Genomic DNA, 21,341 nt, shown 5'->3' with positions numbered 1-21,341 from the left:
AGGCGGCAGGCCCCAAGGGTTAGCCTTTATGGGGCGGAACCTGTCGGGACCAGAATCGAGGCGAGCAGCTGACGTGAGCAGTACGAGTTCACCATTCGGGCAGAACGAATGGCTGGTCGAGGAGATGTACCGCAAGTTCCGCGACGACCCCTCCTCGGTCGATCCCAGCTGGCATGAATTTCTCGTCGACTACAACCCCGAACCGACGATCGACACCCCGCCCGAGCCGGATGGGCAGCCGGCCGCCTCCGCCCAACCGCTGCCCGAGGCCGCGCCGGCCCCGTCACCTCAGCCGCCTGCATCACCTCCGACCGCGCCCGCCAACGGCGCGACCAGCGCGCCGCCGCGCCCGGCCAAACCAGCCGCCCCGGCGCCGGCCGAAGGCGACGAATTCCAAGTGCTCCGCGGGGCCGCCGCGGCCGTCGTCAAGAACATGTCCATGTCGCTTGATGTCCCGACTGCGACCAGTGTGCGGGCCATCCCGGCCAAGCTGATGATCGACAACCGGATCGTCATCAACAACCAGTTGAAGCGCAACCGCGGCGGCAAGATCTCCTTCACCCACCTGCTGGGCTACGCGTTGGTGCAGGCGGTCAAGAAGTTCCCGAACATGAACCGCCACTTCGCCGAGGTGGACGGCAAGCCAAGCGCGGTGACGCCGGCCAACGTCAATCTCGGGCTGGCGATCGACCTGCAGGGCAAAGACGGCAAACGCTCATTGGTGGTAGCCGGCATCAAGCGCTGCGAGACTATGCGCTTCGCGCAGTTCGTCACCGCCTACGAGGACATCGTGCGTCGGGCGCGCGACGGCAAGCTGACCGCGGAAGACTTTGCCGGCGTGACGATTTCGCTGACCAACCCAGGCACCATCGGCACGGTGCACTCAGTACCGCGGCTGATGGCCGGCCAGGGCGCGATCATCGGTGTCGGCGCGATGGAATACCCCGCCGAGTTCCAGGGCGCCAGCCCAGAACGCATTGCCGACCTCGGTGTGGGCAAGCTGGTCACGCTGACGTCGACCTACGACCACCGCATCATCCAGGGCGCGGAATCCGGTGATTTCCTGCGCACCATTCACGAGCTGCTGCTCTCGGATGGCTTCTGGGACGAGATCTTCCGCGAACTCTCCATCCCGTACGAGCCGGTACGCTGGCGCCCCGACAACCCCGACTCCATCGTCGACAAGAACCCGCGCGTCATCGAGTTGATCGCCGCCTACCGCAACCGCGGACACCTGATGAGCGACACCGATCCGCTGCGGCTGGACAACACCCGCTTCCGCAGTCATCCCGACCTCGATGTGCTGACTCACGGCCTGACGCTGTGGGACCTCGATCGGGTGTTCAAGGTCAATGGCTTCGCCGGTGCCGAGTACAAGAAGCTTCGCGACGTTCTCTCGGTGCTTCGCGACGCCTACTGCCGTCACATCGGCGTCGAGTACACCCACATCCTCGAACCCGAACAGCAACAGTGGCTGCAGGAGCGGTTGGAGGTCAAGCACGGCAAACCGACTGTGGCCCAACAGAAATACATTCTGAGCAAGCTCAACGCGGCCGAGGCGTTCGAGACGTTCCTACAGACCAAATACGTCGGGCAGAAGCGGTTCTCGCTGGAGGGCGCGGAGACCGTGATCCCGATGATGGACGCCGCGATCGACCAGTGCGCCGAGCATGCACTGGACGAGGTCGTGATCGGAATGCCGCACCGGGGGCGGCTCAACGTGCTGGCCAACATCGTCGGCAAGCCGTACTCGCAGATCTTCACCGAGTTCGAGGGCAATCTGAACCCGGCGCAGGCGCACGGCTCCGGTGACGTCAAATATCACCTCGGCGCCACCGGCGTCTACATCCAGATGTTCGGCGACAACGACATTCAGGTGTCACTGACCGCCAACCCGTCGCATCTGGAGGCCGTCGACCCGGTGCTCGAGGGACTCGTGCGAGCCAAGCAGGATCTGCTCGACAAAGGGACCAGCGAGGACGGCTACTCCGTGGTGCCGATGATGCTGCACGGTGACGCGGCCTTCGCCGGGCAGGGGGTGGTGGCCGAGACGCTGAACCTGGCGCTGCTGCCCGGTTACCGCGTCGGCGGCACCATCCACATCGTCGTCAACAACCAAATCGGCTTCACCACATCGCCGGAACACTCCAAGTCAAGCGAATACTGCACCGACGTCGCGAAGATGATCGGAGCGCCGATCTTCCACGTCAACGGCGACGACCCGGAAGCGTGCGCATGGGTCGCGCGGCTGGCTGTGGACTTCCGCCAGAAGTTCAAGAAGGACGTCATCATCGACATGCTGTGCTACCGCCGGCGCGGCCACAATGAGGGTGACGACCCGTCGATGACGAACCCGTACATGTACGACGTCATCGACACCAAACGCGGTGCGCGCAAGAGCTACACCGAAGCGCTGATCGGCCGCGGAGACATCTCGATGAAGGAAGCCGAGGACGCCCTGCGCGACTACCAGGGCCAGCTGGAACGGGTCTTCAACGAGGTCCGCGACTTGGAGAAGCGGGACGTACAGCCGAGCGAATCCGTGGAGTCCGACCAGATGATCCCGGCGGGGCTGTCCACGGCGGTGGACAAGGCTTTGCTGGCACGCATCGGTGATGCGCATTTGTCCTTTCCGGAGGGATTCACCGTGCACCCACGGGTCAAGCCGGTGCTGGAGAAGCGCCGGGAGATGGCCTACGAGGGCAAGATCGACTGGGCGTTCGGGGAGCTGCTGGCGTTGGGTTCGCTTGTGGCCGAAGGCAAACTGGTGCGGCTGTCCGGGCAGGACACCCGCCGCGGCACCTTCTCGCAGCGGCATTCTGTGATCATCGATCGCAATACCGGTGAGGAGTTCACCCCGCTGCAACTGCTGGCCACCAACGGCGATGGCAGCCCGACCGGTGGCAAGTTCTTGGTCTACGACTCGCCGCTGTCGGAATTCGCCGCGGTCGGTTTCGAATACGGCTACACCGTCGGTAATCCGGACGCATTTGTGATGTGGGAGGCCCAGTTCGGCGATTTCGTCAACGGTGCGCAGCCGATCATCGACGAGTTCATCAGCTCAGGCGAGGCCAAGTGGGGCCAGCTGTCGAACGTGGTGCTGTTGCTGCCGCACGGTCATGAAGGTCAGGGCCCGGACCACACGTCGGGGCGCATCGAGCGGTTCTTGCAGCTGTGGGCGGAGGGTTCGATGACAATCGCGATGCCGTCGACCCCGTCGAACTACTTCCACCTGTTGCGCCGCCACGCCCTGGACGGGATTCAGCGGCCGTTGATCGTGTTCACGCCAAAGTCGATGTTGCGCAACAAGGCCGCGGTCAGCGATATCAAGGACTTCACCGAGATCAAGTTCCGCTCGGTGCTCGAAGAGCCCACGTATGAGGACGGTGTCGGCGATCGCGGCAAGGTCACCCGGATCCTGTTGACCAGTGGAAAGCTGTATTACGAACTGGCAGCCCGGAAGGCCAAAGATGAGCGCGACGACGTCGCGATCGTTCGTATCGAACAGCTCGCGCCGTTGCCCAAGCGCCGGCTGAACGAGACGCTGGACCGCTATCCCAGTGTCAACGAGTACTTCTGGGTGCAGGAGGAGCCTGCCAACCAGGGTGCGTGGCCTCGGTTCGGCCTAGAGCTGCCCGAGCTGCTGCCCGACAAACTGACCGGCATCAAGCGGATTTCGCGCCGTGCCATGTCGGCCCCGTCGTCGGGTTCGTCCAAAGTGCACGCCGTCGAGCAGCAGGAGATCCTCGATCTGGCGTTTGCTTAAATTGGGCAGCCGAACGTCGACTTGTCGGGCTGGTTCGCCGAACTTCGACCCAACAGGTCGACGTTCGCGCATGTAAGGAGGGCACATGGAGGGATTTGCCGGGAAGGTGGCCGTTGTCACCGGGGCCGGATCGGGCATCGGTCAAGCGCTGGCCATCGAGCTGGCCCGCGCCGGTGCCAAGGTGGCCATCAGCGACGTCAACACCGAAGGACTTGCGCAGACCGTCGAACGGCTGGAGGCGATCGGGGCGTCCGTCAAGTCGGACCGTCTCGATGTCACCGAGCGCGAGGCATTTTTGGCCTACGCCGATGAGGTCAACGAGCACTTCGGCAAGGTGAATCAGATCTACAACAACGCCGGCATCGCATACACGGGTGATATCGAAATCAGCCAGTTCAAAGACATCGAACGGGTGATGGATGTCGACTTCTGGGGCGTCGTGAACGGCACCAAGGCCTTTCTGCCGCATCTGATCGCCTCGGGCGACGGACACGTCATCAACATCTCCAGCATCTTCGGCCTGTTCTCGGTACCCGGCCAATCCGCTTACAACTCAGCCAAATTCGCCGTGCGCGGCTTCACCGAAGCACTGCGCCAGGAAATGGTACTGGCCGGCCACCCGGTGAAAGTGACCACCGTGCATCCGGGCGGCATCAAGACGGCGATCGCCCGCAACGCCACCGCCGCCGAAGGGGTGGACGTCAAAGAGATGGCCGAGTTCTTCGACAAACGGCTCGCCAGCACCAGCCCGCAGCGGGCTGCCCGGATCATCTTGGAGGCAGTGCGCAAGAACAAGCCCCGAGTGCTCGTCGGCCCAGACGCCAAGGCGCTGGACCTGATCGTGCGAGCGACTGGTTCGGGTTATCAACGGCTGTTCGCCGCGGTGCTGGGCCGCATGATGCCGTCGACCCACTAACGCCCCAGCGGGTGTTCGCCCAGCCAGGCGTCGGCCAGCGCCTGCGGGTCGCCGCCCTTGGCGAGCTGGCGGCGCATCTCGACCAGCGCGGTGGTGTCCAACACGCCGGCCACCTCGTTGACGGCCAGCAGCTGCCGGTCGGTCAGTTCGTTGCGCCGGTATAGCGGCACCACGTTTTCGGCCTGCACCAGCGCCGGCTTGCCATCGGCCAGCACCACCAGGTCGGCGGGCACGCCCGGGGCGGCGGTGGTGGTCCATGCCGCGGTCAGCTGACCGTCTCGCAGCGCACCGAAAAGCGTTGAGTTATCGGGGAATTCGTGAGGTCTCGGCAGTCGGCAGCTGCCCACCGCCGACGGTGTCCGGGCGCCGGCGATGGACCCGACGACAAGTCCGGCGCAGTGGCGGGGCAGCTCGCTCAGATCGGTGCCGCCCCACGCCTTGGCCGTCGACTCGGTTACCGCCAGCGCGGGCTTGTCCTCGGCCGCGGTGGTGTAGTCGCCGGCGGCGATACCCTCGGGCAGCGCGCCGACCATCGCGCGGTAGACCTGCGCGTCGGATCGCACCGCGGCATCGGGCTGAAAGCGTTGCAGCACCTGGCCGGTGAAGCCGGGCACGACGACAAACGTCCCTGAGTCCAGCTTCTGCAGGGGGTCGGGCGCCGCCTCGGTGCGCGTCGGGGACCCGTATGAGCGCAGCGCTGCGGTGTAGATGGCAGCCAGCAGCGCCGATTCGGAGCCGGGGCCCGAGCCGACCACCAGTTCGCGCCCGTGATGGTGCGTATCGCCGCAGCCTGCCACGGCCAGCGCCGCCGCGAGCACCGGCGCGGCCAGCTTGCCCGCTTTCACCCCGAGTTGTCGGAGGCCTGGGCGACGGCGGCGGCGACCGCCGGTCCGACCCGCGGGTCCAGCGGGCTCGGGACAATCCGATCCGGTGCCAGCTCGTCGGCGACGACGGACACGATCGCCTCGGCTGCGGCCACCTTCATCGCCTCGGTGATCCTGCGGGCGCCGGCGTCCAACGCGCCGAGGAACACCCCGGGGAAGGCCAGCACATTGTTGATCTGGTTCGGAAAATCGCTGCGACCGGTGGCGACGATGGCGGCATGCCGGGCAGCCTGATCGGGATGGATCTCCGGGTCCGGATTGGACAGCGCGAACACTATGCCGTCCGGCGCCATCGACGCGATCAGCTCTTCGGGTACCACACCCGCCGAGACGCCCAGGAAAACGTCAGCGCCCTTGAGCGCCTCCACCATGCCGCCGGTCAGGCGGTCGGGGTTGGTGCGTTGCGCCAGCTCGGCTTTGACCGCGGTCAGGTCGTCGCGGCCACGATGCAGGATCCCGCGCGAGTCCAGCACGGTGATGTGGGAAATGCCAACGGACATCAGGATTTTGGCGCACGCGACGCCGGCTGCGCCGACACCGGAGATCACCACACGCAGAGAGGACATGTCACGGCCGAGCACCTTGGTTGCGCCGATCAGCGCGGCCAGCACCACGATCGCGGTGCCGTGCTGGTCGTCGTGCATCACCGGGCAGTCCAGCGCTTCGATCAAGCGACGCTCGATCTCGAAGCACCTTGGCGCGGAGATGTCCTCGAGGTTGACCGCGCCGAACGTCGGCCGCAGCCGCACCAGGGTCTCTGCGATCTCGTCGGGATCCTTGGTGTCCAACACGATCGGAATCGAGTCCAAGCCGGCGAACGCCTTGAACAGCGCGCTCTTGCCCTCCATCACCGGAAGCGCCGCCGCCGCGCCGATGTCGCCCAGACCGAGCACCGCGCTGCCGTCGCTGACCACCGCCACCAGTCGGTTCGCCCAGGTGTAGCGAGCAGCCAGGGTGTGATCGGCGGCGATCGCGCGACTGACCTGCGCGACACCAGGGGTGTAGGCGATCGACAGCGCCCGCTGGGTGTCCAGCGGGGCCCGCAGCTGCACGGAGAGCTTCCCGGCTACATGCGCCTCGAAGATCTCCTCGTCTTCTAAGACAATGTGCGGGCTTGGTTCGAACACGTCCTCGAGCGTACTGCGGCTCAGATCAGGCCCAGCCCCGAGACCGCGGAGCGCTCGTCGGCGAGCTCAGCGGTCGACTTGTCGATGCGGCCCCGCGAGAACTCGTCGATCTCCAGACCGCCGACGATGCTCCAGTTGCCGTCCTTGGTGGTCACCGGAAACGACGAGATCAGGCCCTCCGGCACACCGTAAGAGCCGTCGGAGACGACCGCCATCGACACCCAGTCGCCTGCCGGACTGCCCAGCAGCCAGTCCCGGGCGGCGTCGATGGTCGCCGACGCGGCCGACGCCGCCGACGAGGCACCACGCGCGTCGATGATCGCCGCGCCACGCTTGGCGACCGTCGGGATGAAGTCGTTCTCGATCCACCCCTGATCGTTGACGACCTCGGCGGCGTTCTTGCCTTTGATTTCGGCGTGGAATACATCGGGGTACTGCGTCGCGGAGTGGTTGCCCCAGATCGTCATCTTCTTGACATCGGTGACCGCGGCCCCGGCCTTCTTGGCCAGCTGGCTGATTGCCCGGTTGTGGTCGAGCCGAGTCAGCGCGGAGAACCGCTCATGTGGGATGTCGGGCGCGTTGGTCATCGCGATCAACGCATTGGTGTTGGCCGGGTTGCCCGTCACACCGACGCGGACATCCTCCGCCGCAACCTCGTTGAGGGCCTTGCCCTGAGCAGTGAAGATCGCGCCGTTGGCCTCCAGCAAGTCGCTGCGCTCCATGCCCGGTCCGCGCGGCTTGGCCCCCACCAGCAGCGCCAGGTTCACACCATCGAAGATCTTGTTCGGGTCCGCGCCGATCTCGACGCCGGCCAGCAATGGGAACGCGCAGTCGTCGAGCTCCATCACGACACCCTCGAGCGCTTTCAGCGCGGGCTCGATCTCGAGCAGACGCAGCTCGATCGGTCGGTCGGGGCCCAGCAGCGAGCCGCTTGCCAGGCGGAACAGCAGGCTGTAGCCGATCTGGCCGGCGGCGCCGGTGACGGCAACCGTCAAGGGAGAAGTCGTGCTCACGTCAATTGCTCCTTTGGCGAACAGCTGGGTGCTTCAGTTTCGTCGGGTCGAAACTAGCGCACCCGAGCAGGCCGGATACCCCGGGTCCGATCACCCCAGGTCAACGGGCGACCCACAGCCGGTTTCAGGCCACGCGGCGTAGCATGACGAGGCTCGGCCAACTACGCTGCGACGGGAGGTTGACTCGATGCCATCGTTTCGCGGCTTGCCTCCATCACTGCGACCGGCGGTACGAAACAGGGTTGCCGACCTGCCCCCAGCGCCGGCCGATCATCGACCGTTGTCGCGCGCACTGGTCGACTGCGGCGTCTATGTGGACGGGGTGCGCCTGCCAGGCGTATACACCGCCGCCGACGCGCAAGCCAAGGTGCGGGAGTTAGCGGAGAACGGCCAGGACGCGTTCGTCTGGATCGGCCTGCACGAGCCCGACGAGAGCCAGATGCAAGACGTGGCCGAGGTTTTCGGCCTGCACCCGCTGGCCGCCGAGGACGCGGTGCATGCCCACCAACGGCCCAAGCTGGAGCGTTACGACGAAACCTTGTTCCTGGTGCTCAAGACCGTCAACTACGTTCCGCACGAATCGGTGGTGCTGGCCCGCGAGGTCGTCGAGACCGGCGAGGTCATGATCTTCGTCGGCAGCCGTTTCGTCATCACGGTCCGCCACGGTGAACACGGCGGCCTCGCCGACGTGCGCAAGCGGATGGACGCCGACCCCGATCACATGCGGTTGGGTCCGTACGCGGTGATGCACGAAATCGCCGACTACGTGGTGGATCGCTACCTCGAGGTCACCAACCTGATGGCAACCGATATCGACGCGATCGAGGAAATGGCGTTCGCGCCCGGCCACCGCACCGACATCGAACCCATCTACCACATCAAGCGTGAGGTCGTCGAGCTGCGCCGCTGTGTCAACCCGCTGTCCCTGCCATTTCAGCGGATGCAGTCCGAGCACAAGGACCTGATCTCGAAGGAAGTGCGGCGCTACCTGCGTGACGTCGCCGACCACCAGACGCACGTCGCCGACCAGATCGCGAGCTACGACGAGAATCTCAGCTCGCTGGTGCAGGCCGCGTTGGCACGCGTCGAGATGCAGCAGAACGTCGACATGCGCAAGATATCCGCCTGGGCAGGGCTTTTGGCGGTGCCCACGATGTTCGCCGGGATCTACGGGATGAACTTCCACTTCATGCCCCTGTTGAGTTGGAAATGGGGCTACCCGGTGGTGCTTCTGTTCATGGCGACCGTGTGCCTGCTGCTATACCGCAACTTTCGACGCAGAGACTGGCTCTAACGCCCCGCGCACATCAATCTGGCTGTGCGGCAGGTCGATTCGGATCGAGGATGTCGACGCCGTCGCTTCGCCATGCCTCTCGCATCGCATCGGCACCTTTGAGCCGCACCCAGGCCGCCTCGGTCGCGGTGATCGGTGTCGCGGACAGAAACCACACCGGGTCGCGCGGCGGGTCCAGCGGCAGATCGGCGATGCCGCTGCGGCCCAACAGCACCGCGGTGAACGGCACCCGGCCCGATGACCGCGTCCACAGCGGCTTCCCCAGGTCGATCAGCGCTTCCGGCGCCAGCACGACACCCTCGACGGCCGGACTCGCCGCGATGATCGCCAGGCTGCGGGCCAGGCCGGTGACCGGGCCCGGATCACGCAGGCGCAGAACCACTTCGGCGCGTGGGCCACGTAAGGGGTCCGCGAGCACGGTTGCCGGATCGACCATCGGATGCCGCGCACAGCCCAGCGACACGTAACACACCACTCCGTCCGCGGCGGGCTGGAAACGCAGCACCTCGATGGGCTCGGCGCCCACAAACGTCACTCTCGCGACATCGGGTTCCGCGGTTATACCCGCCTCGGCGAATTGCGCGGATAAGTGTACGCGCACCTTGGCCAGGATTTGCGTCACTCGGCCTCGGGTGGAGGCGGGATAGTCAAATTGATCCCGGAGTCGCCGTCGAAGATGGCGAGTTTCAATGTGTCGAAAGCTAATTCGATAGACTGCCCTTTTGCCACCTTCGACGCGGCGGGAACCCGGGCCACGAATTCGTGTTCGTCGCCGCTGGGCTCGGAGTCGAGGTCGGCCAACTGCTCCGAGTGGACCACGCAACCTTCGGTGGTGAAATACAGGTATTTGTCGGCACCCAGCGATTCCACCATATCGACCTTCACCTCGAACTTCAGCGAGCTGAGGCGTTGGTAGGCGTCGATCAGGGCGGCGTCTTGCAGATGCTCCGGGCGTATCCCGACGATCACGTTCTTCGGCTCGGGGTGTTGCGCGAGCACATCATGGACCGGCTGCGTCAGCGTCACCTCGCCGAACGGCAAGTTCAATCCGGTCGGAGTCAGCGTGGCGGGGAAGAAGTTCATCGCCGGCGAGCCGATGAACCCTGCCACGAACAGGTTGGCGGGTCGCTCGTAAAGCTCGTCGGGCGTACCGATCTGCTGGGCCACACCGCCGCGCATCACCACCACCCGATCACCGAGTGTCATCGCCTCGGTTTGGTCGTGGGTCACGTAGACGGTGGTGGTGCCCAGCCGGCGCTGCAGCCGGGCAATCTCACCGCGCATCTGCACCCGTAGCTTGGCGTCGAGGTTTGACAGCGGCTCGTCCATCAGGAATGCCTTGGGATGGCGCACGATCGCCCGACCCATCGCCACCCGCTGCCGCTGCCCGCCAGACAATTGCGACGGCTTGCGGTCGAGAAAGTCAGTCAGGTCAAGGATTCTCGCGGTCTCTTCGACCTTCTCGGCAATCTGCGCCTTTTTCATTTTCGCCAGGGTCAACGGGAATGCGATATTCTGCCGGACCGTCATATGCGGATAGAGCGCATACGACTGGAACACCATTGCGATATCGCGGTCTTTGGGCGCCTTCTCGTTCACCCGTTCGCCGCCGATACGCAGTTCGCCCGACGAGATATCTTCGAGTCCGGCAATCATATTCAGCGTCGTGGACTTTCCACAGCCGGATGGCCCCACCAGGATGATGAACTCGCCGTCGGCGATGGTGACGCTCAGTTCCTTTACGGCCGTCGCGCCGTCGGGGTAACTCTTGGTCACCCTGTCCAACACAATCTCGGCCATCGAGCTATCCCTTCACCGCTCCGGAGGTCAACCCGGCGATAATCCGTCGTTGGAAGATTAGAACAAAAACGATAATCGGGACGGTGATCACCATCGCGCCGGCGGCAATCGATCCGGTTGGCTCCTCGAATTGCGAACTGCCGCTGAAATTGGCGATTGCCACCGGAGCAGTGATCGCCGCCTTGGTGGCGGTCAGTGACAGCGCGAGCAGCAGGTCATTCCACGCGAAGATGAACACCAAGATCGCCGCGGTCACGATTCCCGGTGCCGCCAGCGGGGCGATGACCTTGCGGAAGGCCTGGCCCGGTGTGGCACCGTCCATCTTTGCCGCCTTCTCCAGATCCCACGGGATCTCCCGGAAAAACGCCGACAACGTGTAGATGGCCAGCGGCAGCGCGAACGCAATATACGGGATGATCAGCCCCGGCCAGGTGTTGAACAGCCCGATCCGCCGTTCGATGTTGAACAGCGGCGTGACAAGCGAGATTGCCGGAAACATCGAAATCAAAAGCGCTGCACCGATTAACAGCCGCTTGCCGGGGAAGACCAGCCGGGCAACCGCATAGGCGGCCATCGCACCGATCACAACTGCGATCCCGGTCGTGATCAACCCGATTCCAACCGAGTTGATCAGTGCCGAGCTGAAGACATTGCCTCGGAAGATTCCGCGGTAGTTGTCAAAGGTGATGGATGTGGGAATCAGCTTGCCGTCCATGACCGTTGAGGTCGGCTTGAGCGACAGGGACAGGATCCACAACACTGGCAGCAGCGCGTAGAGCACCACCAGGGTGTCGATGATCGCCCAGCTCGTGGCGCGTCGGGCGCCCAATCGCTCATCTGCCATCGCTGTCACCGCCCGGGGCCGAAGCGCCGAAGCCCTTGATGAAGATGAACGCGATGATGCCGACGCAGACGAAGATCAACACCGAAATCGCCGAGCCGAGGCCCACGTTGAAGCCTTTGAACAGGTTGTCGTAACCCAGGATTGACACCGAGCCGGTATTGCCGGAACCACCGGTGATCACGTAGATGTTGTCAAAGATCCGGAAGGCGTCCAGCGTGCGGAACAACAGCGCGACCAGGATCGCCGGTTTGATCAGGGGCAACGTGACCTTGATCAGCCGTCGCCAAGCGCCGGCGCCGTCGACCTGTGCTGCTTTTTGCAGATCCTCGGGCACCAGCGCCAAACCCGCGAGGAGCAGCAACGCCATGAACGGCGTGGTCTTCCAGACCTCGGCGATGATCACGATGCCCAACGACGGGATCTGCTGAGTCAGTGGCGCACTGCCTTGCGGCAGCAGGTTGGCCAGATACCCGGTCCCCGGCGTCCACGCGTAATACCAGCTGTAGGAGGCCACCACGGTGACGATGCCGTACGGGATGAGGATCGCGGTGCGCACCAGCCCCTTGCCGATCAGCGTGCGGTGCATCACCAGCGCCAGCGCGAGACCCAGCACGAACTCGATCGTCACCGAAATCACTGTGATCGCCAGCGTCACCAAAAGTGCCGTCCACCAATAGCGGTCGGTCAGGATCGTCTGGTAATTGCCCAAGCCGATGAGCGCGGTGTCGCCAGGGGTGGCCAGGTTGTAGCGTTGCAGGCTCAGCCACACCGCGTATCCGATCGGATAGGCCGTCACCGCCAGCATCACCAGCACCGCCGGCGCGACCAGGAAGAACGCCAACCGTCGTTCCGACTTCAGGTTCTCGGTGTGCCGGGGGCTCGCGATCGCCGGCGCGGTCACGGGAGCAGGCCTTTGCCGTCGATGGCCTTCTGCACCTGCACAGTGAGTCGATCGGCGGTCTTGTCGGGATCGATCTCGTTGATCGGATCCAATGCGGCCGCTATCCGGGTGGACACCGCCTGATACACCGGCGTCGCCGGGCGTACCGCGGCGTTGGTGAGCTGTTGGCGGATGATGTCGTACATCGGATATTTCGCCTGGAATTGCGGGTCGGAATACAGCGAGGTCCGCACCGCCGGCAGGCCTCCTTCGACCGAGACATACTTCTGGTTGTCCACGCTGCGCAGACACCTCACGGCTTCGAACGCCTCGGCTTTATGCCGGGTGGTCCTGGCCACCGCCAGGTTCAGCCCGCCGATGGTCACCTTGGCCGGCCGGTCCGGCTGCACCCCGGGATAGGGCGCGAAACCGAACACTTTCTTGGCGGCCTCGTAGGCTTCGCGGAACTGCCGGTCGGTGGGATCGAAGGTGCCGACGTCGCTGATGCTGCCGGCCAAGTCCGGACGCCGGTTGAGCGGCAGGAACGCCACCCCGCCCTTGACCGCGTTCTCCAGCATCGACGCCAGCGCGTAAGGCCAGTTGACCTCCAGCGCCGCCTTGCCTTGTTCGAATGCCAACCGCGCAGTGGTCTCGTCGGTCCGGATGATCGACGGGTCGGCGCCCGGCGCGGTCGCCACCGACTTGAGGATCTGTAGTGCGGCCACGGTCGCGGCCCGGTGGGCCGGCGTATCAGTCAGCGTGACCTTCTGGCCGTCTTCGGAGAGCACCCGGCCGCCGGCGCTTGCCAGCAGCGTGTTGAACCACACCACCACACCCTCGCCCTGGTTGGCCTGAACACCGATCCAGCTGGGCTTGCCTGCAGCGTGCAACCGGGTTGCCTCGGTCACCATGGCGTTCCAGGTTGCCGGCGGCTTGTCCATCAAATCCGGCCGGTACCAAAGTAATTGGGTGTTGGTGGTGACGGGTGCGGCATAGAGCTTGTGCTGCCAGGTGGCCGTGGCGAGCGGGCCGGGCAGGGTGTCGCTCGTGGCATCGGGCTCGGCCCGTCCGGCCGGATCGTCGGACAGCGGCAGCGCCCACCCCGCTTCCGCGAACTCGGCCGTCCATATCACGTCGACCGCCATCACATCCAGGGTGCGGTCGTTACCGGTCAGCCGGCGGGCCAGTTGCAGCCGCTGGGCGTCAGCGCCCTTGGGCAGGCTGAAGTGTTGGATGGTGAACCGCCCGCGGAACTGGTCGGTGCAGCGCTTGGCTACCGCCGTGAAGGTGCCGGCGTCGCTGGCCGGGGTGTAGAAGCTGATCACCCGCCCGTCGCCGCCGCTCCCGCAGGCTGGTGCCACCGACGCGGCCGTCAACACCGCCAGCGCGACCACGCCCAGCCGGCGTGCACGCCCGCGACGACTCGCCACTACACCCGCCTCTCACCCGTGGGGGATTGTCCCGCGCCAGAACGGTAGAGCCAGGTAGGCGTGGTATGCAACACGTGCTGCAGGCGCGTGAGGCCGCCTCAGATGGCCAGTCGCGCGAGCAGATCCCGCGCCTTCTCCGCGTTTTGCGGGTCGCACAGCACGTCGTATCGGCCGGCGACCAGTTGCAGGGTCGAGCTGAAATCTCTAGTGCCACGCGCCATCGCGTAGGGGACCGCCGAGGTGATCAAGCCGAAGAACACGCCCGCAATCAAGCCGGTGGCCAACGCCCCCCACGGGTTCGGGCTGAAGAACCCCAGCACCAAGCCGATGAAGAGGCCCAGCCAGGCGCCGCTGATCACGCCGCCGCCGAGCACCTTTGGCCAAGTCAGTCGACCGGTGACCCGTTCGACCTGCATCAGATCAACGCCGACGATGGTCACCTGCTGCACCGGGAACTGTTGCTCAGACAGGTAATCGACGGCGCGCTGGGCTTCGGCGTAGGTGGGATAGGACCCCACCGGCCAGCCCTTCGGCGGAGTCGGCAATCCGGAGGCGGCGCGTCGGCTCGCGGCCGGGGCGCCCGGAGTGGCACCCGGCACCTGTCCGGGCTGGAAGGGGCTGGTCATCGTCTCATTCTCCTCTGCCGACGTGCCGGCTGGTCAGTCAGCTTCTTGGTGGTCCGCCGGAGGCTCACTCCCCACGCTAGGTTGAACAGCATGACAGGTCCCGGCGGCGAGCCCGGCGAGAAAGCCCACAACGAAGCAAGCCAGTCCGAACCGGCGCCGTCAAGCCCTCCACCGTCCTATCCGCCTCCCCAGCCCGGCTATCCGCCGCCGGCCGGCTATGGATATGGCGCTCCGCCCTTCCAACCGATGCCGCCGGAATACGGGCAGCAGCCCTATCCCGCATCCAATTACCCGGGCGGCCAGACCCGGACGAACACGCTGGCGATTGCGTCGTTGATCGCCGCGTTGGTCGGATTGCTCCCGCTGGGTGGCCCGATCGGGGGAATCGTGTTGGGCGGGATTGCGATCAATCAGATCAAGCGGACCCAGCAGGAGGGCTACGGCATGGCGGTCGCCGGCATCGTGGTCGGCGCCGCGACGCTGGTGGTCGCCCTGATTTTCTTCCTCACCTACCGCCCGCGCTAGCCATGACCGACCCGAATCAGCCTTTCGGCGACCCCAATGCCGGGCAGTACCATCCGCCGCCGTATTCGCCGCCACCGTACGGCTACCCGCCGCCGTACCAGGCCGGTCCGCCGCCGGGTTATGGCGGTCCGCCGCACTTCCCAACGCCCTACGACCCCTACGACCCGTATCGCCTCCCGGCCTCCGGCACCAACGGGCTGGCCATCGGATCGCTGGTCACCTCGATCGCCGGCGTGGTGCTGGGAGTTCCGCTGACCGTCTTTTGCTACGTCGGGCTGCTGATTCCCATCGTCGGCATTGTGCTCGGGGCCGTCGCTCTCAATCAGATCAATCGGACCCACCAGCCGGGCCGCGGACTTGCCATCGGCGGCATCGCGGTCGGCGGGGTCACGTTGGTGCTGCTGGTGGTGCTGATGATCGTGGTGATCGCCATGGCTCTCAGTCCGTTGTCCAGCCAGTGACCGTCACCGATCAGTAGGCGGCTCGAACTTCCCGGACTGGCGCTGCATGCCCGCTGCCCGTCCCTTGGCGGCAATCACCAGTGCCATCTTGCGGCTGGCTTCGTCGATCATCTCGTCGCCCAGCATCACCGCCCCGCGGGCACCGCCTGCGCTCGAGGTGTGCCATTGGTAGGCCTCCAGGATCAACTCGGCGTGGTCATACTCATCCTGACGGGGACTGAAGATCTCGTTTCCGGCGGCGATCTGATCGGGATGCAACACCCATTTGCCGTCGTAGCCGAGTGCGGCCGACCGGCCCGCCACCCGCCGGAACGCCTCCACATCACGCACTTTGAGGTACGGCCCGTCGACAGCGGCGATGCCGTGCGCACGCGCGGCAACCAGGATCGTCATCAGCGCGTGGTGGTAGGCGTCACCGACGTCGTAACCCTCAGGCTGCTCGCCGACGACCAGTGTGCGCATGTTGAGGCTTGCCATCAGATCCGCGGGGCCCAACACCAGCGCCTGCACCCGGGGCACGGCCGCTATCGCGTCGACGTTCATCAGCCCCCTGGCGTCTTCGATCTGAGCGTCGATCCCGATACCGCCCACGGGAAGCCCGTGGATGGTCTCCAACTGCGTCAGCAGCAAATCGAGTGCGGTGACGTGTCCGGCGTCAGAGACCTTCGGCAGCACCACGACATCGAGCTGGGCGCCGGCCGCGGAGACCACCTCGATGACGTCGACATGGGTCCACGGCGTGGTCCAGCCGTTGACCCGGACCCCGCGTAACTGGCCCGCCCAGCCGGGATCGGCGAGCGCGGCGGCCACCCGGCTGCGAGCCGACGCTTTGGCGTCCGGGGCGACGGCGTCCTCCAGATCGAGGAACACTTCGTCGGCGGGCAGAGCTTTGGCCTTGTCGATCATCTTCTGGCTGCTGCCGGGGACCGACAGGCAGGTCCGTCGGGGCCGATAAGCGTCGTTCACAAGATCAACTCCTACCCTGTGCACCATGACGTCGATCGACAGGGTGTACGCGGCGCGGCTGGCGCGAATGCTGGTGCTGGGCCCTATGGGCGAGTCGGTCGGTCGGGTGCGCGACGTCGTAGTCAGCATCAGCATTGTTCGTCAGCAGCCGCGGGTTCTTGGACTCGTCGTCGAATTGCCTTCCCGCCGAAGGATTTTCGTACCGATCGGCCGGGTCGCGGCGATCGAGCCAAACGCGGTGACGCTCAACACCACCAGCGTGTCGCTGCACCGCTTCGAGCAGCGGCCCGGCGAGGTGCTGGCGCTGGGCCAGATTCTCGACACCAGGGTGCGGGTCAACGATCCCGAACTGCCACACCTTGCCGACACCGACGTGGTGATCACCGACCTGGGAATGGAGCAGACCCGAACCCGTGACTGGATGGTGACCCGGATCGCGGTACGCGTGCCCCGACGGCTCGGCCGGCGCGCGCCGGTGCACATCGTGGACTGGCACGACGTGGCTGGCCTGACGCCCTCGGCGCTGGCGATGCCCGGGCAGGGGGTGGCGCAGCTGCTGCATCAGTTCGAGGGATGGCGCCCGATCGAGGTGGCCGACGCACTGCGCGAGCTGCCGCCGAAACGGCGCAGTGAGGTGGTCAAGGCACTCGACAACGAGCGGCTGGCCGACATTTTGCAGGAGCTGGCGGAGGAGGAACAGACCGAGGTGTTGACCCAGCTGGGCACCGAACGCTCGGCCGAGGTCCTCGAGGAGATGGACCCCGACGACGCCGCTGACCTGCTCGGCGTGATGAATCCGACCGATGCCGAGGTGCTGCTGCGCCGAATGGATCCCGGCGAGTCCGACCCGGTGCGCCGGCTGCTCAAGCACTCGCCCGACACCGCAGGGGGCTTGATGACCTCCGACCCGGTGGTGCTGACGCCGGACACGTCGGTCGCCGAAGCGCTGGCCCGGGTTCGCGATCCCGACCTCACCGCCGCGTTGTCGTCGCTGGTGCTGGTCACACGTCCGCCGACCGCCACCCCCACGGGTCATTACCTGGGATGTGTGCATCTGCAGCGGCTGCTGCGCGAGTCACCGGCCACCCTGGTCGGCGGGATTGTCGATGCCGACCTGCCCTGCCTGGCGCCCGAAACCTCATTGCCCACGCTGACCCGCTATTTCGCCGCATACAACCTGGTCTGCGGGCCCGTCGTCGACGACCAGCACCATCTGTTGGGTGCGGTCACCGTGGATGACGTGCTCGACCACCTGCTACCCCACGACTGGCGCGCACGTAGCGACGAACCCGCGCTGGATGCCGTCGGAGGGCCGTCGTGACCAAGCCGTCTGCGCGCCAGCGGCTCTACACACCGCGCACCTCGCGTATGGTCGCGCCGCGCGTGGACCCCGAGGCCGTGGGTCAGCTCACCGAATCGGTCGCCCGTTTCTTCGGCACCGGTCGCTACCTGCTGCTGCAGACGCTCGTGGTAATCGCGTGGATCGTGCTCAATGTCACCGCGGTCGGCCTGCGCTGGGATCCTTACCCGTTCATCCTGCTCAACCTGGCGTTCTCCACCCAGGCTGCGTATGCGGCGCCGCTGATCCTGTTGGCGCAGAATCGTCAGGAAAACCGCGACCGGATCGCGCTGGAAGAGGATCGCCGCCGGGCCGAGCAGACCAAAGCTGACACCGAGTATCTGGCCCGCGAACTGGCCGCGCTGCGGCTGGCTATCGGCGAGGTGGCCAAAACCCGTGACTACCTGCGCCGTGAACTAGAAGAACTGCGCTCGCTGCTAACGGACCGGCAGCAGGAAACGACTACCAAGTCGTCGACGAGCAGCGCCGACGGCGCAGAGCACCGCGCCAAGAAGTCCCGCTAGCGACATCTGCCTGTCGTCATCGCGATAGAGACTGGGCCATTGTGGCCACTGGGGTCACAAGTGTTATGTATGGTGACTTAGTTCACGACCCTGTGTCGGGACCGCGTGGAAACGCCCGAATACTGAGGACGGTCGAGTGCGCATTGGGGGACGCTGGGGTGCACGCCCGGCCCTTGCAAAGATGCGACAGCGGGTGATCAGCGCCGTCCGCGTCCCGAAGATCAGCATCCTTCACGTCCCGAAGGTCAGCATCCCTCACGTCCCGAAGGTCAGCATCCCTCACGTCCCGAAGGTCAGCATCCCCCGCATCCCGAAGATCAGCATCCCCCGCGCCCCGGAAATCGGTGCCACCCTGACCGCGTCCCTTGCCGCCACGGGACGCTTTGTCACCAGCGCGGCCACCTCCGTTGCCTTCGCGGGGCAGTTCGTCAGTCGCGCGACCCGAACCCCGGCCTTCGGTGTTGCCGTGATCGCCAGCGTGGTATTCGCGGGAGTCGTCGGCGCCGCGGCTCCCCCATTTCCCGGACCGAAGTCGACATTGCACGACGCCGCGATCACGACCGTGGCCGCCGTCGCGCCTGCCTCCACCGACCCGTCGGGCCCGCTGGTGATCGCCGTCCAGCACCCGCCGACCGCATTCCACATCGCGGCGGCAACCATGTCGGCTCCCCCACCGACGTTCGTGGTGAACTCGCCTGGCGTGCTACGCATTCCGACGATGGCGCTTGCGGCCTACCGCAACGCCGAATCCAAGATGGCCGCTTCCGATCCCGCGTGCGGCATCAGCTGGAATCTGCTTGCCGGAATCGGCCGCATCGAGTCGATGCATGCCAACGGCGGCGCCACGGACGCCCGGGGCACGGCCGTCCGACCGATCTACGGCCCGTCCTTGGACGGCACGCTGCCCGGCAACGAGGTCATCGTCCAGGGCAGCACCGGCGGCCGGGTCACCTACGCCCGCGCGATGGGGCCGATGCAGTTCCTGCCGGGAACGTGGGCGCGCTACGCCTCCGACGGCGACGGCGACGGCGTGGCCGATCCCCAGAACCTCTACGACTCGACGCTGGCAGCCGCGCGCTACCTGTGCACCGGCGGGCTGAACATGCGGGATCCAGCCCAGGTGATGTCCGCGATCTTGCGCTACAACAACTCGATGCCCTATGCCCGCAACGTGCTGGGATGGGCCGCGGCTTACGCCACCGGCGTCGCCCCCGTCGACCTGCCGCCACTCGTCGGCGCTCCACCGCCGCTCGGCGATCTGCACCTGGAGAACCCGGAGGGCATCGGTCCAGGGCTGCCGCTCAACATCCATGGCCTGTCGTCCACCGATCCGTTGGCGCGGATGCCTCTGATCGACCTCAGCGGTCAACCCGGGGTCGCCGCCCAGCAACCGATGTGGCCGTGGCAGCAGTCCACTCCACGAGCACCGTCTTGCACGGTGATCTGCATCGGCCAAGAATCCGTGCAGCCACAGCAGGTCTGGCCCAACCTGCCACCGGCCAACCCGCTCGCACCGGCGGCGCCGCCGCCTTCCGCCGGCTTGCCGCCCGCCCCGGTTGTGGGCGCCCCGCCGAGCGGAATGCCGCCGAACGCGCCACCCGCTCCACCAGCCGGAGCTCCGCCTGCCGGCCCGCCGAGCGGACAACCGCCAGGCCCCGCTCAGGCTCCGCCAGCAGGTGCGCAGCCGCCCGGGCCGGCCGGGAATCCGGCGCCGGCAACCGGACCGGTGACCGGCCCAGCCAGCTGACCGACCGATATCCAGGGACGCCTACACTCGGCGGTGATGTCCACGACCCACGATGACGCCGCCGACCTGACTGCCGGCGTTCGCGCCGCGCTCGCCAAGGTGATCGACCCTGAATTGCGGCGTCCCATCACCGAACTCGGGATGGTCAAAGATATCGAAGTGGGTCCCGACGGCTCGGTGCACGTCGAGATCTACCTCACTACCGCCGCGTGCCCGAAGAAGACCGAAATCAGCGAGCGGGTGACGCACGCCGTGGCCGACGTCCCAGGCACCGGCCAGGTGCAAGTCAGCCTGGACGTGATGAATGACGAGCAGCGCACCGAGCTGCGTAAGCAATTGCGCGGCGACGCCCGCGAGCCCGTCATCCCGTTCGCCCAGCCCGGATCCTTGACCCGGGTGTATGCGGTCGCCTCCGGCAAGGGCGGCGTGGGAAAGTCGACCGTCACGGTCAACCTGGCCGCGGCGATGGCCGCCCGTGGGTTGTCGGTCGGCGTGCTCGACGCCGACATTCACGGCCATTCCATCCCGCGGATGATGGGCACCACCGACCGTCCGACCCAGGTCGAGTCGATGATCCTGCCTCCCATCGCCCACGAGGTGCGGGTGATTTCGATCGCGATGTTCACAAAGGGCAACGAGGCGGTGGTGTGGCGCGGCCCGATGCTGCACCGGGCATTGCAGCAGTTTTTGGCCGACGTCTATTGGGGTGACCTCGATGTGCTGCTGCTCGACCTGCCGCCCGGCACCGGCGATATCGCCATCTCGGTCGCGCAGCTGATCCCCAACGCGGAGATCCTGGTGGTGACCACTCCCCAGTCGGCTGCCGCCGAGGTGGCCGAGCGGGCCGGCAGCATTGCGCTGCAGACCCGGCAACGCATCGTCGGGGTGGTCGAGAACATGTCCTGGCTGGCGTTGCCCGACGGATCACAGCTTCCGGTGTTCGGCGAGGGCGGCGGACAGCAGGTCGCCGAGCGGCTCTCCCGCGCGGTCGGTGCCGACGTCCCGCTGCTGGGTCAGATCCCGTTGGACCCTGAGCTGGTCGCCGCCGGAGACTCCGGGGTCCCGATCGTGCTCAGTGCCCCCGACTCCGCAGTGGGCAAGGAACTGAGCAGCATCGCCGACGCTCTGTCGTCGCGCCGCCGCGGCCTGGCCGGTATGTCGCTGGGCCTGGACCCGACCCGGCGCTAAACCCGATCCGT

General features: G+C 66.1%; 19 protein-coding genes. 9 read left to right on the top strand and 10 right to left on the bottom strand.

Annotation, left to right across the window (positions count from 1 at the left end; translation table 11 throughout):
- Nucleotides 1-73 precede the first annotated feature (73 nt).
- A complete protein-coding gene (locus AWC06_RS01910) occupies nt 74-3,766 on the top strand; it encodes a multifunctional oxoglutarate decarboxylase/oxoglutarate dehydrogenase thiamine pyrophosphate-binding subunit/dihydrolipoyllysine-residue succinyltransferase subunit (protein ID WP_085193800.1) in 3,693 nt (1,230 codons plus the stop codon).
- An 85-nt stretch (nt 3,767-3,851) separates the two neighbouring features.
- Entirely contained in the window at nt 3,852-4,682 is an 831-nt protein-coding gene (locus AWC06_RS01905) for an SDR family NAD(P)-dependent oxidoreductase (protein WP_085193798.1), read from the top strand.
- Here the strand turns inward: AWC06_RS01905 and AWC06_RS01900 are convergent.
- The 3 genes from AWC06_RS01900 to AWC06_RS01890 are packed head-to-tail and all read right to left on the bottom strand — an operon-like array spanning nt 4,679 to nt 7,706.
- Entirely contained in the window at nt 4,679-5,527 is an 849-nt protein-coding gene (locus AWC06_RS01900; RefSeq protein WP_085193796.1) for a glycine betaine ABC transporter substrate-binding protein, read from the bottom strand. The genes AWC06_RS01905 and AWC06_RS01900 overlap by 4 nt on opposite strands.
- Nucleotides 5,524-6,693, bottom strand: coding sequence for an NAD(P)-dependent malic enzyme (locus AWC06_RS01895; protein ID WP_227370948.1), 1,170 nt, complete (start codon nt 6,691-6,693; stop codon nt 5,524-5,526). Before AWC06_RS01895 ends, AWC06_RS01900 begins: the two co-directional genes overlap by 4 nt.
- 20 nt (nt 6,694-6,713) lie before the next feature.
- Nucleotides 6,714-7,706, bottom strand: coding sequence for a malate dehydrogenase (locus AWC06_RS01890; protein ID WP_085193792.1), 993 nt, complete (start codon nt 7,704-7,706; stop codon nt 6,714-6,716).
- Between the two features lie 187 nt (nt 7,707-7,893).
- Between AWC06_RS01890 and corA the strand changes: the two genes are divergently transcribed.
- On the top strand, nt 7,894-9,000 hold the full coding sequence (gene corA, locus AWC06_RS01885; RefSeq protein WP_085193790.1) for a magnesium/cobalt transporter CorA: 1,107 nt from the start codon (nt 7,894-7,896) through the stop codon (nt 8,998-9,000).
- A 13-nt stretch (nt 9,001-9,013) separates the two neighbouring features.
- On the opposite strand, the gene AWC06_RS01880 is transcribed toward corA, so the two are convergent.
- The 6 genes from AWC06_RS01880 to AWC06_RS01855 all read right to left on the bottom strand — a co-directional run bounded on the left by AWC06_RS01880 (nt 9,014) and on the right by AWC06_RS01855 (nt 14,580).
- Nucleotides 9,014-9,622 carry a suppressor of fused domain protein gene (locus AWC06_RS01880; RefSeq protein WP_085193788.1) on the bottom strand — a complete coding sequence of 203 codons (609 nt, stop codon included), beginning with the start codon at nt 9,620-9,622 and terminating at the stop codon, nt 9,014-9,016.
- On the bottom strand, nt 9,619-10,800 hold the full coding sequence (locus AWC06_RS01875; RefSeq protein ID WP_085193786.1) for an ABC transporter ATP-binding protein: 1,182 nt from the start codon (nt 10,798-10,800) through the stop codon (nt 9,619-9,621). Before AWC06_RS01875 ends, AWC06_RS01880 begins: the two co-directional genes overlap by 4 nt.
- Nucleotides 10,801-10,804: 4 nt before the next feature.
- On the bottom strand, nt 10,805-11,629 hold the full coding sequence (locus tag AWC06_RS01870) for a carbohydrate ABC transporter permease (protein ID WP_139819868.1): 825 nt from the start codon (nt 11,627-11,629) through the stop codon (nt 10,805-10,807).
- A gap of 4 nt (nt 11,630-11,633) precedes the next feature.
- Entirely contained in the window at nt 11,634-12,545 is a 912-nt protein-coding gene (locus AWC06_RS01865) for a carbohydrate ABC transporter permease (RefSeq protein WP_085193782.1), read from the bottom strand.
- Nucleotides 12,542-13,954: an ABC transporter substrate-binding protein gene (locus tag AWC06_RS01860; RefSeq protein ID WP_085193780.1), complete on the bottom strand. Its 1,413-nt coding sequence runs from the start codon at nt 13,952-13,954 to the stop codon at nt 12,542-12,544. Before AWC06_RS01860 ends, AWC06_RS01865 begins: the two co-directional genes overlap by 4 nt.
- A gap of 98 nt (nt 13,955-14,052) precedes the next feature.
- On the bottom strand, nt 14,053-14,580 hold the full coding sequence (locus AWC06_RS01855; RefSeq protein WP_085193778.1) for a YflT domain-containing protein: 528 nt from the start codon (nt 14,578-14,580) through the stop codon (nt 14,053-14,055).
- A 90-nt stretch (nt 14,581-14,670) separates the two neighbouring features.
- Here AWC06_RS01855 and AWC06_RS01850 point away from each other — a divergent pair, with 90 nt between their 5' ends.
- Complete coding sequence (locus tag AWC06_RS01850; protein ID WP_085193776.1) at nt 14,671-15,105, top strand: DUF4190 domain-containing protein; 435 nt, start codon at nt 14,671-14,673, stop codon at nt 15,103-15,105.
- 2 nt (nt 15,106-15,107) lie between these two features.
- Entirely contained in the window at nt 15,108-15,566 is a 459-nt protein-coding gene (locus AWC06_RS01845; protein WP_085193775.1) for a DUF4190 domain-containing protein, read from the top strand.
- A 3-nt stretch (nt 15,567-15,569) separates the two neighbouring features.
- Here the strand turns inward: AWC06_RS01845 and AWC06_RS01840 are convergent, their stop codons facing one another.
- The gene (locus AWC06_RS01840; protein WP_139819856.1) at nt 15,570-16,532 is read right to left on the bottom strand and encodes an HpcH/HpaI aldolase/citrate lyase family protein; all 963 of its coding nucleotides are present in this window, start codon (nt 16,530-16,532) and stop codon (nt 15,570-15,572) included.
- A 25-nt stretch (nt 16,533-16,557) separates the two neighbouring features.
- On the opposite strand from AWC06_RS01840, the gene AWC06_RS01835 reads away from it, so the two are divergent.
- The 4 genes from AWC06_RS01835 (at nt 16,558) to AWC06_RS01820 (ending at nt 21,330) form a co-directional block, all read left to right on the top strand.
- Nucleotides 16,558-17,853 carry a magnesium transporter MgtE N-terminal domain-containing protein gene (locus AWC06_RS01835; protein ID WP_085193771.1) on the top strand — a complete coding sequence of 432 codons (1,296 nt, stop codon included), beginning with the start codon at nt 16,558-16,560 and terminating at the stop codon, nt 17,851-17,853.
- Nucleotides 17,850-18,395, top strand: a complete 546-nt coding sequence (locus AWC06_RS01830; protein ID WP_085193769.1) for a DUF1003 domain-containing protein — start codon at nt 17,850-17,852, stop codon at nt 18,393-18,395. The genes AWC06_RS01835 and AWC06_RS01830 overlap by 4 nt, the downstream gene beginning before the upstream one ends.
- 352 nt (nt 18,396-18,747) lie before the next feature.
- Nucleotides 18,748-20,142, top strand: a complete 1,395-nt coding sequence (locus tag AWC06_RS01825) for a lytic transglycosylase domain-containing protein (RefSeq protein WP_211281874.1) — start codon at nt 18,748-18,750, stop codon at nt 20,140-20,142.
- A gap of 9 nt (nt 20,143-20,151) precedes the next feature.
- Nucleotides 20,152-21,330, top strand: a complete 1,179-nt coding sequence (locus AWC06_RS01820; protein WP_139819853.1) for an Mrp/NBP35 family ATP-binding protein — start codon at nt 20,152-20,154, stop codon at nt 21,328-21,330.
- Nucleotides 21,331-21,341: the final 11 nt, after the last annotated feature.

Source organism: Mycobacterium fragae (assembly GCF_002102185.1).
GTDB lineage: Bacteria > Actinomycetota > Actinomycetes > Mycobacteriales > Mycobacteriaceae > Mycobacterium > Mycobacterium fragae.
Note: the sequence above shows the minus strand (reverse complement) of the source record. Positions and strands in the feature narration are given on the sequence as shown.